The organism is Pseudoalteromonas sp. NCCP-2140 (genome assembly GCF_023708065.1).
In the GTDB taxonomy this organism is placed as follows: Bacteria; Pseudomonadota; Gammaproteobacteria; order Enterobacterales; family Alteromonadaceae; genus Pseudoalteromonas.
In genome coordinates this window covers 57,561-72,520 of sequence record NZ_BRCZ01000012.1, presented here as the reverse complement: position 1 = coordinate 72,520, position 14,960 = coordinate 57,561, and the positions used below count along the sequence as shown (strand labels likewise).

15 protein-coding genes are annotated in these 14,960 nt (G+C 42.6%); 7 read left to right on the top strand and 8 right to left on the bottom strand.

The window, feature by feature from the left end; genetic code table 11:
* Window positions 1–15: 15 nt before the first annotated feature.
* Window positions 16–729, top strand: a complete 714-nt coding sequence (fre, locus tag NFU46_RS17985; RefSeq protein ID WP_058585406.1) for an NAD(P)H-flavin reductase — start codon at window positions 16–18, stop codon at window positions 727–729.
* 145 nt (window positions 730–874) lie between these two features.
* Window positions 875–1,291 carry a CBS domain-containing protein gene (locus tag NFU46_RS17980; protein ID WP_054563674.1) on the top strand — a complete coding sequence of 139 codons (417 nt, stop codon included), beginning with the start codon at window positions 875–877 and terminating at the stop codon, window positions 1,289–1,291.
* Between the two features lie 9 nt (window positions 1,292–1,300).
* Here NFU46_RS17980 and add read toward each other — a convergent pair whose 3' ends face one another.
* The 8 genes from add to cyaY all read right to left on the bottom strand — a co-directional run bounded on the left by add (window position 1,301) and on the right by cyaY (window position 10,921).
* Window positions 1,301–2,302: an adenosine deaminase gene (add, locus tag NFU46_RS17975; protein WP_251603777.1), complete on the bottom strand. Its 1,002-nt coding sequence runs from the start codon at window positions 2,300–2,302 to the stop codon at window positions 1,301–1,303.
* A gap of 103 nt (window positions 2,303–2,405) precedes the next feature.
* A complete protein-coding gene (locus tag NFU46_RS17970) occupies window positions 2,406–5,102 on the bottom strand; it encodes a CHASE domain-containing protein (protein WP_251603775.1) in 2,697 nt (898 codons plus the stop codon).
* A gap of 30 nt (window positions 5,103–5,132) precedes the next feature.
* On the bottom strand, window positions 5,133–6,242 hold the full coding sequence (locus tag NFU46_RS17965; protein WP_251603772.1) for a heme biosynthesis HemY N-terminal domain-containing protein: 1,110 nt from the start codon (window positions 6,240–6,242) through the stop codon (window positions 5,133–5,135).
* A complete protein-coding gene (locus tag NFU46_RS17960) occupies window positions 6,239–8,059 on the bottom strand; it encodes a uroporphyrinogen-III synthase (RefSeq protein WP_251603769.1) in 1,821 nt (606 codons plus the stop codon). The genes NFU46_RS17965 and NFU46_RS17960 overlap by 4 nt, the downstream gene beginning before the upstream one ends.
* Window position 8,060: 1 nt before the next feature.
* Window positions 8,061–8,999: a hydroxymethylbilane synthase gene (hemC, locus tag NFU46_RS17955; protein WP_054554664.1), complete on the bottom strand. Its 939-nt coding sequence runs from the start codon at window positions 8,997–8,999 to the stop codon at window positions 8,061–8,063.
* 36 nt (window positions 9,000–9,035) lie between these two features.
* The gene (locus NFU46_RS17950) at window positions 9,036–9,923 is read right to left on the bottom strand and encodes a DUF2914 domain-containing protein (protein WP_251603766.1); all 888 of its coding nucleotides are present in this window, start codon (window positions 9,921–9,923) and stop codon (window positions 9,036–9,038) included.
* A gap of 21 nt (window positions 9,924–9,944) precedes the next feature.
* Entirely contained in the window at window positions 9,945–10,601 is a 657-nt protein-coding gene (locus NFU46_RS17945; RefSeq protein ID WP_251603763.1) for an alpha/beta hydrolase, read from the bottom strand.
* Window positions 10,598–10,921 carry an iron donor protein CyaY gene (cyaY, locus tag NFU46_RS17940; RefSeq protein WP_054554661.1) on the bottom strand — a complete coding sequence of 108 codons (324 nt, stop codon included), beginning with the start codon at window positions 10,919–10,921 and terminating at the stop codon, window positions 10,598–10,600. Before cyaY ends, NFU46_RS17945 begins: the two co-directional genes overlap by 4 nt.
* Before the next feature lie 148 nt (window positions 10,922–11,069).
* Between cyaY and NFU46_RS17935 the strand changes: the two genes are divergently transcribed.
* The 5 genes from NFU46_RS17935 to NFU46_RS17915 all read left to right on the top strand — a co-directional run bounded on the left by NFU46_RS17935 (window position 11,070) and on the right by NFU46_RS17915 (window position 14,956).
* On the top strand, window positions 11,070–11,249 hold the full coding sequence (locus NFU46_RS17935) for an LPS translocon maturation chaperone LptM (protein ID WP_054554660.1): 180 nt from the start codon (window positions 11,070–11,072) through the stop codon (window positions 11,247–11,249).
* Window positions 11,250–12,503: a diaminopimelate decarboxylase gene (lysA, locus tag NFU46_RS17930; protein ID WP_054554659.1), complete on the top strand. Its 1,254-nt coding sequence runs from the start codon at window positions 11,250–11,252 to the stop codon at window positions 12,501–12,503.
* Window positions 12,504–12,567: 64 nt separating this feature from the next.
* Complete coding sequence (gene dapF / locus NFU46_RS17925; protein WP_251603759.1) at window positions 12,568–13,398, top strand: diaminopimelate epimerase; 831 nt, start codon at window positions 12,568–12,570, stop codon at window positions 13,396–13,398.
* Complete coding sequence (locus NFU46_RS17920) at window positions 13,395–14,006, top strand: DUF484 family protein (RefSeq protein ID WP_054563684.1); 612 nt, start codon at window positions 13,395–13,397, stop codon at window positions 14,004–14,006. Before dapF ends, NFU46_RS17920 begins: the two co-directional genes overlap by 4 nt.
* A complete protein-coding gene (locus NFU46_RS17915) occupies window positions 14,003–14,956 on the top strand; it encodes a tyrosine recombinase XerC (protein WP_251603755.1) in 954 nt (317 codons plus the stop codon). The genes NFU46_RS17920 and NFU46_RS17915 overlap by 4 nt, the downstream gene beginning before the upstream one ends.
* Window positions 14,957–14,960 lie beyond the last annotated feature (4 nt).

The window sequence follows — 14,960 nt, the reverse complement described above, 5'->3', positions numbered from 1 at the left end:
TTATAAAGGTAAACTATGCAAACACTACTCGCTGACGTTGTTGCGATCAGCCCGCTTACAGACCATGTACATAAGGTCATTTTGAAACCACAGCAACCTGTGTCATTCGAGGCAGGCCAATATATGCAACTTGTATTAGGCGAAAAAGATAAGCGTGCCTTTTCTATTGCAAGCCGCCCGTCGCAAACTGAACAGATTGAACTACATATTGGTGCCGCGGGTGCTGATTCGTATGCAATGCAAGCGCTTGACCATTTACGTCAAGCTCATACAGAGCAACAGCAAGTTAATGTTGAAGTAGGCTTAGGTGTATCACAGTTGCGAGTTGAGGGTGAGCGCCCAATTATTCTACTTGCTGGCGGTACAGGTTTTTCTTATGCCAAATCAATGGCTGATCACCTTGCTGAAATCGGCTGTGAGCGTCCTGTATTATTTTACTGGGGTGTACGTGAGCAAGCTGCACTTTATGCTCATGATGAAATGCAAGCATGGGCAAACAGCAACCCACATTTCCAATACATTCCAGTAGTTGAAAATGCACCACAAAGCTGGACTGGCAAAACCGGTTACGTCCACAAGGCTGTTATGGAAGATATCGTGTCTTTAGAACCATACGATATTTACATGGCAGGCCGCTTCGACATGATTGGCGTGGTTCGCGATGATTTTATTAATCATGGTGCGGTACGTGAGAACATGTACGCCGATGCATTTGCATTCATTAAATAACTAGCTCATACCGGTTATTTTTAAGGCATCCAATTGGATGCCTTATTTATTTGTTTTACCTATCGCCTTAATACGTCTAAACGATTTCACAAACTGCATTTCCTTGACCATACTCTGATTAGAATAACGATGGGGAGAGACCCAAATGCTAAATACAAAAGTACAAGACTTTATGCAACGTAAGTTGCCACACATTACGCCTGAAACTGAAATGACCACCGCGATTAGCGAGCTGCAAAAGTTTAAATTACTAGGCGCACCTGTATTCGATGACAACAAAAGCCTAGTTGGCTTTATTTCTGAACAAGAGCTGCTGCAACCGCTCATGCAAAACAGTTATTTCTGTGATGGTGTAGTGAAGGTAAAACAGCTAATGCGCACCGATGTTGTTACCGTAAGTAGCGATCAAAACATCATAGAACTGGCAGATGGCATGCAAACTGGAAAGCCAAAAAACTACCCGGTTATCGAGGATGGTAAGGTTGTTGGCATGATCAGCCGGGGAGACGTGCTCAAGGCATTGTATGAAAACTATGTCTCATGCCAAGAGCACCAAGTGTAAGTTAGCTGCTTAACGATTAACAGCTAACTGTTTTAAAGCCGCTTTATCTGCATCGCTTAAATAAGCAATTTCAAGCGCATTAGCTTGCGCTTTTTCCATATCGGCTTGGCTTAAGCCTGCCGCAGGAGCTGCTACTTGATACTCATACGCTATTTCAATACCTTCAACTGCTGGATCATCAGTATTAATTGATGCCAAAATACCATGGTCTAAGAAGGTTTTTAACGGGTGTTTTGCAAGCTCAGCAACAGTGCTGGTTTGAATGTTACTGGTTAAGCAAGACTCAATACCAATGCGCTTATCACGTAAGTAATCCATTAGCGCAGCATCTTCAATCGCTTTTACACCATGACCAATACGCGTTGCACCAAGCTCGTTAATTGCTTGCCAAATGCTTTCGCTACCTCGCGCTTCACCGGCATGAATAGTGGCAGCTAAGTATGCATCGTGAACTTGTTTAAAGTGATCAACAAATAACTCACCCGGGAAACCAATTTCATCGCCAGCTAAGTCAACCGCCACTAAATCATTTTTAAAAGCAAGTAGCGCATCAAGCTCTTGCTGACAGATTTTAGTACCATAAGTGCGCGACATAATACCGATTAAGTTAGCTTTTATTGGCGAGTTATGACACGCACTTTTTACACCATCAACCACCGCTTCAACAACACCTTGCGGGTGTAGACCTTGGCTTTGCGCCATATAATATGGGCTAAAACGAAGCTCAACGTAATCGAGGTTTTGGGCAATCGCATCTTCAACGTTTTCGATAGCAATACGGCGACAAGCATCGTAATCACCCAATACTTTTACACCCCAATCTAGCTTTTGTAAAAACGCCACTAAATTTGGCTCAGGGTCGATAACCTGTACGTGCGGAATAAGCGCTTCAATGTTGTCAGCAGGTAATTCAAGATTAAACTGACGACCAAGCTCTAAGATCGTTTGTGGGCGAACATTACCATCTAGATGACGGTGAATATCAAGCAAAGGGAGTTTGTTATTGATCATAATTAGCACTCAGGTTCAGTAAATTTGCGCGGATCATACGTACCCACGGCGATATTTCAAGTTTAGATGATTTTATTTACTTTTTTGAGGTCAAATGTCTGCTTTAATGGCTGCTAGCATTATGCAAAAAATGCCACAAAGTTTTAAAAAGCTTATCTGCATCAATTGGTTTAGTTAAATAACCATTCATACCACTGGCTAAGCCTTTCTTAAGGTCATCATCGTGGGCATTTGCCGATAAGCCAATGATCGCTAAATCGGTGATCAGTAATTCATTACGAATAACCTTAGTCGCTTGTAAGCCATCCATATTCGGCATTTGAATATCCATGAGTACAAGGTCATAGCTTTTTTCACTGATCATCTTAATAGCCTCGTGGCCATCTTTAGCGATATCAGGTTGGCAGCCTTTAGTTTTTAAAATCGAACTCGCCACATGTTGATTCAATGGGTTATCTTCAACCAATAAGATTGCATCATCGGCAAATGAAACAGCAGTCACATCGATATCAGCTAACTCATCATCACTATGAATCACCTCTTCAAGAGGGGACTCAAATGGCAGCGAAATTGTAAACGTTGAACCTTGCCCCTCAGAGCTAGTTAGGCTTATCTCGCCTCCCATCATAACAATGAGTTTTTGGCAAATGCTTAAGCCTAAACCAGTCCCACCAAAACGACGAGAGGTTGAGCTATCAGCTTGTGAGAATGGTTTAAACAGACGCTGCTGGGCCTCTTTGCTAATGCCGATGCCTGTATCAATAACACTAAAATAAGTAAATTCACCCTGCTGCCAAATACGTAATGTAATCGTGCCTTCTTGAGTGAACTTCACCGCATTGTTTAACAAATTCAACAATACTTGTTTTAAACGAATTGGGTCGGTATGGATCAGTAGGTGCTCAGAAGCATCAAGCTCAACTCTAAATTCTAACGAACGAGAGTTAAGTTCAAACTGCAATAAATTAGTCAGCTCACTAACCAACGCATTCACATCTATGGGTTCTTGATGTAGGTCCAATCGCCCCGCTTCTATTTTAGAAAAATCTAAAACATCATTTATCACCCGTAATAGTACATTCAGTGCACCATCGGCTTGATCAATATAACCACGGGCTTGTTGCCAGTCAGCCTCTTGCATTGCTAAATAATGCAAACCCTTAATACCATTAATAGGCGTGCGTATTTCATGGCTCATATTCGCCAAGAACTCACTTTTAATTTGACTGGCTTTATCGGCTTTTAATTTTTCTTCGCGAAGGCTTTGAGTTTGCTTTGCCACTTGCTGACGAATTTGAATATTGGTGCCAGTTACTGAAATCAAAAAAGTGATCAATAACCAAACAAACAGCATACCCACTATTTGCGCCAACCAATAAGGCAACCATGACGACTGTGTAACTGGCTCCCATAGCTTTACCTGCCAAACACGCTCACCAATAATAAAATTAAAGCTCGCAATGGCCGCTGTACCAACACGGTGTGGACTGTAAATTTCGACAGGGTTACTGCCGTCAGTAACATCATAGAAGCTGGTATCAATCTCAGTGTTCTGATTAAAATTAAGTGTTTGTGCTAACACTTCTAAATTGAGCACGGCGACAACATAACCTCTAAACCCGACCTGATGATTAATGTCTGAATAAACTGGGTTGAAGAATAAAACGCCCTTTCCGTTATCATCACCTTGCATCAGGGTAATAGGCTCACTGACGGTAACATTTTTAATTAATCGAGAGTCTGTTAATGCTTTTTTGCGTAACTCGTTTGAGGCTAAATCAAAGCCCTGCGCAGGTTCGTTCCCTGCTAGTGGGTGAATATATTGTACCGGATAATACACAGCTCGCTTACTCACCGGCTGCCATTGGCCTGCAGCACTTTTTTCTTTCACGTAGTAATCTGCGCCGAGTTCATCACGCAGTAAGTTTTGATAATTATTTAGTTGTGAGTGAATCACTTTAGGTGCCCACTCAAAGGCTAGAATTTCTTCGCTGTATTGTAGTTGCCTTGATGTGAAGCGCTTAAATTCATTCAAATCAACCATATCGCTACTAGCAAAAAAGGTCGCTAATAAAGATAAGTGCGACTTAATTTCATCGACTTTATGTTCAAGGTTCGTGTGAATAGCACTGACTTTAGCTTGCTGGCGCTGTAAGTCTTTGTCTTTTTTTACACTGGCTGCACCATAAAAGCTGACACAAATAACCACGTAAATTAATATCGACGGCACAATGATTTGCAGCCGTTGGCGAGTATGATGGTAACTAAATGCCGCTAAAATTAATGGCGTGAATATCAGTACCCCAATGCTATCGCCAATCCACCATGCGATAAAATTATTAAGCGCCGCATAACTTGGAATAACATTATTAATCACCAATAACCCAGTGCCAATTGATGCAGCAATCAAGCTACACAAAGGGCCGCCAATCATTAAACCAAGCATACTTTGCTTTAATGACGATAATTCAATCGGGCGTTTAACGACATGAATAATAATGTAATAGGCAAGCCAAGCTTGGAATGTAGATGCAGTTGTTACGCCAATAGCCTGCAGCATCATTTGCCAGTGAAAAATATCAGTGGCTTTATCAAGGTGAATAAGGTTTACAAAGAATGCCCCTAGCAGAACCCCTGGCAAGGCACGATTTCTAAGTAGCAAGATACTGGCAAGCGCAATACCTGAAGGCGGCCATGCTGCAACCGCATAGCCATCAATCGCCAGCAAAGAATTACTTAAGTACCCTGTAAGAAAGTAAGCAAGTGCAATGCTTATTGTCAGTGTAAATAAGTTCTTCAAGCCATCGCTCCTTTGCTGGCTGGAGTAAAATTATTGATAAAGTACCAATGCTTTTTCTGGCTGGGCACTCTTACTGTAGCTGAGCACCGCTTGCTGCAAATAAGCATGGCGATTATCTGCATTAAGCGCTTTATCAAACACTCGCGCGGCTAAGTCGTATTCACCGTGAGCATTTGCTAAACATGCAAGGGCTAATAATAAGTCTGTATTTTCGGTATCTTTTTTTAATACATCCTGCAAACTTGATTGCAGCTTGAATGCATCGCCAGCGCTACTAGTACGTAAAATACGTGCTAAGTCTTTATGCTGCAGCGGTTTTTTGATCATTTTAATTAAGCTTAGCTCAATTTTGTTTAACTCACCTGCCTTCGCCATCGCCGTTAAATAGCTTACCTCAGCATGTAGTTTCAGGTTTTTGGCTAGTTGCTCATAACGCTCAGTTAAATCCCCGTTTGACTGGGCTGCAAAGTAACGGTCAAACAGTTGTTGCCATTCTTGCTCAGAAAGCGCTTTTTTGCGTAATAAACGTGGCATAAAGTCATTAAGTGCCGCCCACTTTTGCTCTTGCACTAAAACATGGGCATACATTTTAAGCTCTAAACGAGAGGCTTTTTTGCGTTCAGCTAACGCTTTAAGGTCAGCAAAGATAGTGCTGGTTTCGCCGCTAGCAATCCATAAATTAGCCACTTTTAGCTGCTTATCTTGGCTTATTTTATCAAGATAGCTAATTGCTTTTTCATTTTCATTATTCGCCAGTGCCGCTTTAGCTAGAAGCGCAAAACGTATATCGCTCCACTTTTCTGCAACACTGTTGTTATCAAGTGCAAGCTCAAGCTCCGTATAATCGCTATTAATCAAGCTCCATACACCTTGCTCAATAGCCGCTTGTTTACGCTCTTCACTGCGCGCAAAGAAACCATGGCGTGTATGGCTATATAAAGATATTACGTAACGGCAAAGCTTATAAAGTAAAAACAGTGCAGCGAATGCCAATATTAAAAGTGCAGTAACGCCCCAAATAGTCCCTTCAATGGTTGTTTTATTAAAGGCAATTAGTACATAACCCTTTTGATCTATAAAAAAAGGGGCAATCCCTAAGCAGACTGCTATTGCAATAATGATTAATAAAAAGCGGATCATTGTGCCCACTCCTTCACCTGCTCAGTACTTTGTAGTGACACTTTTGGACTAAAATCGAGCTGCTCTTTAGAAAGCTCAGCAAGGCTTTTTAAAGCCGCTTTTGTTTGCGCATCATCTTGTTTAAAGTAATCTTTTACCAAGCTATGAGCAGCATCAACAGCACTAAAATACACACTACTTTGTTTACTTAATACCGCATCTTGCGCTTGAGCTAAGTATAAACTTAAGCGCTGTTTTACTAAGTGACGCTCTTGCTCACTTAAAAATGGTGCGATAACCATATCTTCACGTGTGCGCACTTCTACAAAGAAGTCTTTAAACTGCTGCCACGACTTAGCAAGGTTTTGACGCCACTCACTGACATTTTCACTTAATTGATTTGGGTCTTCTTTGACGACCTCTTCAGGAAGTGAAATAGCATTAAATACCAGTTCATCAACTTTTTGATTAATGCCATGCAGTTTTAAGTAAATTGCTTCAACAGCCACAGGTTCTATGGCATTCAAGGTTTGTAAATCTTGGTGAATTGCTTGGCGAATAGCGCCTGTACCCGGGTGTTCTGCAAGTAAGCTATCTAAGCGAGATAGCACAGCAGCAGCCCCCTGGTAATCGTGCTCTGCCCACAATTTAAATTCGGCCATACGCTGCAGGCTTGTGACTTCTTGCGGATTAAGCGTGAAAGTTTGCTGCTCGGCGCGCTTTAAAGCCGCTTGTAATTGCTGCTGTGTTTGCTCTGCATTTTCATTTAGTGCATCAGTGACCTTTTGTTCACTGTTATAAAGCGAGTGCTGCATTGTTTGTTGGGCACTTTTTAATGCATCAATTTGCTGCTGTAAGCGTAGGTTTTCATCTGTCAGCTCAGTCAATGCCACAGCCGATTGCTGATCGCTATTTAATTTTAGATAAAACTCATAGCCAACTGCACCAGACACTAAAAGTGAAATAAGTAACGCTAAGCTACCTGTTTTGCTTATGCCTCTTTTAGCTTGTACAGGCGCCTTCGCCCCAGTATTTGCCGTTTGCGCTTTTTTCTCTGGCTGTGCGGTCACTGGCTTTGCGGGTTGTTTTGATTCTGCTTCACTCATTTTGCTACCTTGCTGATTAATGCAGGTGAACATAGCGCTGTCGCTCGCCCCTGCAGCAATATGTATCTGTGTTCTTGCGACATTTTGTTGCTTTAAATAATCAGCGATACGCTCACTGGCAACGAAAAATTGTCGCTCTTTCAACCATGCAAGCTGAGGCTCATTTAGGCCATTAAAAATGGCATCCACCGCTGCATTACTGGTAATGACTATACCTTCTACATCAATTGTTTGCCAGTGGTCCATCCACTTGCCCGGTTCGCTCTCAATTGCGCTCCGCTTGTAAACAACCAACTGATTTAATAAAGCACCACGTTGTTTTAAGGTTTTTGCTATGGTCGTGCGCCCACCTTCACCTTTCACTAAAACGATGTTACTTAGCTCAACATCTTGTAGTGTTTTTAATTCAAGCAGACCTTCTGAATCATGCTGTTTGGGTACTGCAGCACGTCGCCCAAAGGCTTCATAAACCGCATCAGCAGTTTGCTGGCCGACCGCATAAAGTTGCGCTGCTTTGTTGATGGTTGGTGTGAGTTTTAACAATGCATGCACGGCATCTTGCGAGATAAAAATGATTTTATCGGCATTTTCTAGCGGCGCGAGCTCACTATTATTTACTGTGAGGTAATCTAAGGTAAGAACTGGACACAGGGTTGTTTGATAACCCGCCTGCTGAAGCTCAAGAGCAAGCTCAGTGCCTTTACCTTCTGGACGAGTTATCAAAATATGCATATTAAGCGTCTCTATATACTTCAGCTAAAATTTTATCTGCACCTTGCTCAAGTAGTTTTTCAGCAAGTGTAATACCTAACTGCTCTGCGTCAGCCACAGGGCCTGTCACTTCATCACGCAGCATTTGGCTGCCATCAATAGCGCCCACTAAACCACGTAAATGCACTTGCTCACCATCAACCAATGCAAATGCACCAATTGGCACTTGGCAACCACCTTCTAAACGGCGATTCATAGCACGCTCGGCATTAACACGAATACGTGTTTCATTATGTTCGAGTGGCGCTAACAGTGCTTTTGTCACTTCATCATCAATACGGCACTCAATACCTACAGCACCTTGACCATTTGCAGGTAATGATACTTCAGGTTCGATAAAGGCAGTGATGCGCTCTGGCATTTCTAAACGGATGAGACCCGCTGCAGCTAGAATGATTGCATCATATTGGCCATCATCTAGTTTTGCTAAACGTGTATTAACATTACCGCGTAAATCACGGATGTCTAAATCAGGGCGCGCTTCGCGAATTTGGCATTGGCGGCGTAGGCTTGATGTACCAACAATAGCACCTTGTGGTAACTCATCTAAACTTTTGTAGTTGTTTGATACAAATGCATCGCGCGGGTCTTCACGCTCACAAATTGTGTGTAACGCTAAACCTTCAGGAAACTCAACAGGCACATCTTTCATTGAATGCACCGCAATATCTGCACGGCCATCTAGCATGGCTTGCTCAAGCTCTTTTACGAATAAGCCTTTACCACCAATCTTTGCCAGTGGCGTATCAAGGATAATATCGCCTTGTGTCGACATAGGAACCAACTCTACCGTTACGTCGTCATGGAAGTGCTCTAGTTGAGCTTTTACAAATTCAGCCTGCCATAAAGCAAGTGCACTTTTACGGGTAGCGATACGAACTAGTTTTGTTGTCTGTGTCATGAAAAATCCAATTAATTATCAGGCTGATACTAAATATTACTCAGCTAAAATTCTAAATTCTTTTTGGGCCAGTAAGTTGCCATCTGCGTCAATAACTTCAACACGCCAGTCACCCAGTTGTTCTGGCATAATGTTTTTCGTTGAATAAGTACGAAAACGTGGACTACTTACCGCCAATTCAATCGAAGCAAGCTGTTGACCTTGGTAATACCATTGGTGACGAACAGTTTGCCCCTGCATATTTCTAAGCTCGCTAAAAAAGCTCAGGCTATTGCTTATTTGCGCTAATTTTACATCGTTCTTTAAAACGTTTACTGGTTCTCGATCAACAACATCGGTTGTTAATACCGCGCGGCTTACTTTATCTGTGTCTATTTTAGCGCCAATTGCGACACTGGCAATATGCGCTGACTGCGAAAACTGCTGCTGAGCATCAGGGGCTGCAGCAATCTCTACTTGCTGTTCAGTTTGTGGTTGCTCTTCATCAAGAGTGACCGCTGATGTTTCCGGTTGTTGCTCGTCAACAACCTGTTCACTGTCGATCTCAACCTCTACTGTCGTAACCTCAGGTTCAACAATGTTTGAGCTCACAACCTCTGCTTTAGCTGTTTCTGTGCTATCAGCCTGCGGTGTTTGCTCATTCATTGACGAAGCATCGACTTCTTTTGGCTCTTCTTGCTCAGCGTCATTTAAAGGAGCTTGTAATTCAGCATTTGTAAACTCTGCTTGCGGTTCATCTTGCGGTGATTGTTCAGCATTTACAGCACCAGTAAAGCTATACACTAAAATAGCCAATGCTACTAAGATAACACTGCTAACCATAAAAATGCGTCGCCAATGCCATTGATAAGTCACTGCTGTAGGAGTTGAACCTGCCGATTTAACGGCATTCATATTTGCTGTAATTACAAGTTTCTTTGTCATGTTGGCCTCTAAAACCAAAAATTAACTCAAGCGAGCAATTAACCACTCACGAATAGCCATTAACTCTTCACCACAAACTTGGTGCGCCATCGGATAGTCTTGCCAGCTTACTTCCATGTTGTTAGCGCTAAGCACGTCAAATGCTTGTCTGCCTGCACTATGCGGTACCACATCGTCAAATCGACCATGTGCCATAAAAATATTTAACCCCTGCTGCTTGGCTTCATCGGCAAATTTTGCAGGCACACACATATAGGTTGAAAGTGCCATTACACCCGCTAATTTATAATCTAGACGTGGCGCTAAGTGCAGAGATACCACACCCCCTTGCGAAAAACCGGCAAGAATAATTTTGTTTGGGGCGATACCATTTGCTATTTCTTGATCAATAATTGCTGCCACTTTTGCAGCAGATTCACGCACTCCTTGCTCATCAGCACGCTTATCTAAATCCATCGATTTAATATCGTACCAAGAACGCATTGCCATACCACCATTTATGGTGACCGGCTGCACTGGCGCATGTGGAAACACAAAACGTACGCCAAGCTCTTTTGGTAGAGCAAGTTGCGGTGCAACGGGAGCAAAACCATCACCCGAATCACCTAAACCATGTAGCCAAATAACCGTTGCTTTGTGTTCGCCTTGCGCTGGGTACTCAACAAACTCTAAACTCATAGTTCAGAACGCCATTCAATTGTTTGACCTGCTTGGCGAGTTGCCGCATCACACATAAATTGCCAAAACTCTGCACCCGAGCGGTTATCAATCCATTTATCGTCGCGTAGTTCAAAATGGTGACCATTAAATTTAGTCGCTACCCAAACTTGGTGTAATGGTGCTTGCTTGTTGATCACTATTTTACTGCGATCAGGAAAGATGATTTCTAAAATACCTGACGCAGATTCATAGTCTAAATCGGCATCACATTCATCGATTTGCTCTTCAATAGTTAGCATTAATGCATCGGCTAGTGTGTGGTATTCATGATCAGTCATTTTAGTGTCCTTTAACTGGCTTTAAGCCTAGATCTGGGGGCAGATTGTGTACATCAAGTGTAACAGGAATAAATTCATCCGCGAATAGCTGCATTTTTTAAATATTCTGTTACTCTGCGATTATAAAGCCAGCAACCGTATTAATCTAATGAAAGAGACTCATAGCCAAAAATTAAAAACCATTTTACCTCTAAGCGCCCTTCTACTAACCCTAGCAGGTTGCGGACAAAGTGGTGCTCTTTATCTGCCAGATGATACTAAGCCGCCTGCAAAGTCTCAGCCACAAGCTGATCCATCCGAACAACCAGAGCAAAAACAGGACCAATAGATGGACTTTTTTAACTACAATAATAATCAGCTGTTCGCTGAAGACATCGCTGTCAAAGAGCTTGCCGAACAATATGGTACGCCTTGTTATATCTATTCTCGCAAAACCTTTGAACGTCATTATTTAGCATTTGCAGACGCTGCTAAGTCACATAAGAGCTTGGTGTGCTATGCCGTAAAAGCCAACTCAAATATTGCCGTGCTGAATATTTTAGCGCGACTTGGTTCAGGTTTTGACATCGTTTCAAAAGGTGAGCTTGCGCGTGTTATCCAAGCAGGCGGAGACGCAAGTAAGGTTGTGTTTTCTGGCGTTGCAAAAACCGCTGACGAAATTGCCTATGCACTTGAATTGGGGATCAAGTGTTTTAACGTTGAGTCAGTGGCTGAGCTTGAGCGTATTTCAAAAGTGGCAACGGATCTTAACTTAGTGGCACCGATTTCGATTCGCGTAAACCCAGATATAGATGCAAAAACGCACCCTTATATCTCAACCGGTTTAAAAGAGAATAAGTTTGGTATTGATATTCAAACTGCGGTGACTGTGTATCAACATGCAGCATCATTACCCGGTTTAAAAATTACCGGTGTAGATTGCCACATCGGTTCGCAGCTAACGGAAATAAAACCTTTCTTAGCAGCACTTGAAAAAGTACTGACTCTTATCGAAGAGTTAAAAGCGGTTGGCATCAAGCTAACTCACCTAGATATCGGTGGTGGCCTTGGCGTGCCTTATAATGGCGAAACGCCTCCTCACCCGAGCGAGTATGTTGATAAAATTACCGCTCGATTAGCAAACTACCAAGATTTAGAACTTATTTTTGAGCCTGGTCGTGCGATTGCTGCCAATGCTGGCATTTTAGTTACTAAAGTTGAGTTTATTAAACAAAACCAAGACAAGTTCTTTGCTATTGTTGATGCAGGCATGAACGACATGTTGCGCCCATCGCTATATCAAGCTTGGCAATCTATTGTGCCAGTTGAACCTCGCGCAGATGATACGCCTACTCACAACTACGATATTGTCGGCCCAGTTTGCGAAACCGGTGACTTTTTAGGCAAAGACCGTGAGCTTGCACTTCAAGCTGGTGACCTTTTAGCGCAGCGCAGCGCTGGGGCGTATGGTTTTACCATGAGCTCAAACTACAACTCACGCCCGCGTGTTGCAGAGATTATGGTGGATGGTCAGCAAAGCCATTTAATTCGCCAACGCGAAACCTTAGAAAGCCTTTGGCAAGGTGAGAAAATTTTACCATAAACGTTTTTATAACCGCCCTGCTCTGTGGCATGATTAGCTCAGAGCAAACCCGAATTAGAGCGTTATGTTAGTTAATTTTTCAAAAATGCACGGCCTAGGTAATGACTTTGTCGTTATTGATAACATTACTCAAAATGTTTTTTTATCACGTGATCAAATAAAGAAGCTGGCAGATCGCCATTTCGGCATTGGCTTCGATCAACTGCTTATGGTTGAAGCCCCTTACTCTCCTGATCTCGATTTTCATTATCGTATTTTCAATGCCGATGGTAACGAAGTTGAACAATGCGGCAACGGCGCGCGATGCTTTGCTCGCTTTGTACGTATGAAGGGCCTGACCAATAAGCATAAAATTTCGGTTTCAACAAAATCTGGTAACCTCACGCTTTATATAGAGAAAGATGGTCAAGTAACGGTAAATATGGGCCACCCCAGTTTTGAACCGAACAAAATCCCATTAAAAGCAAGCAAGCGTGAGCTGACCTATATTCTTCGCACTGAAGAACATACGGTATTTAGTGGCGCAGTATCGATGGGTAACCCGCATTGCGTGTTAGAAGTTGATGACATTCATAGCGCAGAAGTCGCTACCTTAGGCCCACTCCTTGAAAATCATGAGCGTTTTCCACAACGCGCAAATGTTGGTTTTATGCAGGTAATTTCGCAAGATCACATTAAACTAAGAGTGTGGGAACGTGGCGTTAGTGAAACCTTAGCCTGTGGTACAGGTGCCTGTGCTGCGGTCGTGGTTGGTCAAATTCAGAGTAAACTTGCTACTACCGTACAAGTTGACTTACCCGGCGGCAGTTTACAAGTGCGTTGGCAAGGCGAAGGCCACCCTGTACGAATGACAGGCCCTGCTGAGCATGTTTTTGATGGACAAGTGGCACTATGAGCAAACTAACAGAACAACAAATTGCTGAATATTTAAAAGCACACCCGGATTTTTTTATTAAAAACCCGGATGTGCTCGCTGAAGTTGAACTACAACAGCAAACGGCTGGAACAACCTCTTTGGTGCATATTCAACAGCGCCAATTACGTGAACACAATACGTTATTAAAAAATAAGATTGAGCAGCTCGTTGAACAAGCAAAAGAAAACGAGTTAATTTACCGCTTATTTAGCGATTGTCATCGTCAGTTATGGACTAACTACGACTTTACGACACTGGCTAGCAATTTGCGCAATATTATCTGCACTAATCCATCCATTAACGAATGCCACTTAGTTAAGTACGATAAAAAGTTTGATGAATTAATTGCTCACCGCCTGCAAAACGACGGCATTTACTTGGGTCGAGTAAGCCAACAAGAAAGAGACTTACTGTTTTCAGACACGACTCAATCGACTGCCTTATACTTAATTGGTAACACGAAACACCCTGTGGCTATTTTGGCGTTTGGTAGTGATGACGTAAATCACTTCGAACCGGCAAAAGACAGCTTTTTTGTACTTGAGTTTGTGCGCTCATTGCAACTGCGCTTATTGGAACTTGCATGAGCGATGTGACGACGCCAGACATTAATGAATTAAGTGATGCTTGGCGAACACCCATCCAACTTTTTGCAGACTACTTACGCTACGAAAAACAATACTCAGCGCACACAGTAAACCAATACACGAGCCAGTTAGGCTTTGCTGCTTTGTACTTTAGTAGACTATGTGAAGGCTGGTTTGCTGTTCAAGGTGAGCATATTCGCCGTTACAGCATGCAAATGCGCAGCAAACAATTAAGTGGTCGCACAATCAGTTTAAAACTAAGTTGTATTCGCAGTTTATATAAATTCTTAAAAGCAAAAAATATAGCCAGTCAGGCACATTATCACAATCCGGCAGAGGCCATTAAAGGGCCAAAATTTTCCAAGCCTTTACCCAAAAATTTAGACGTAGATCAAATGGCTAAGCTACTAGAACTGCCCGATGATGAGCCTTTAGCTATTCGTGACAAAGCCATGATGGAATTAATGTACTCTTCGGGTCTGCGCATTAGCGAGTTAGTTGGCGCTAACATACAGGATATAAACCCCACTGAAGGCGAAATTTTAGTCCGTGGTAAAGGTAACAAAGAACGTTTATTACCTGTAGGCAGCAAAGCGCTCAGTGCATTAAAAGCATGGCTGAAAATTCGCCCTCAATTTGCACATCCTGATGAAATAGCCGTGTTTGTTAGCAGCCAAAAAAAGCGAATTTCCGTACGCCAAGTTCGTCTTCGCATGCAAGAGTGGGGTATTAAGCAAGGGATCAGCTCGCAAGTGCATCCACATAAATTACGCCACTCGTTTGCGTCACATATCTTAGAATCATCAGGGGATTTGCGCGCCGTACAAGAACTGTTAGGACACAGTAGTTTGTCTGCAACTCAAGTTTATACGCATTTAGATTTTCAGCATTTAGCTAAAGTGTACGATAACACCCATCCACGCGCTAAAAAGCGCTCAACATCAGAGTAACCCC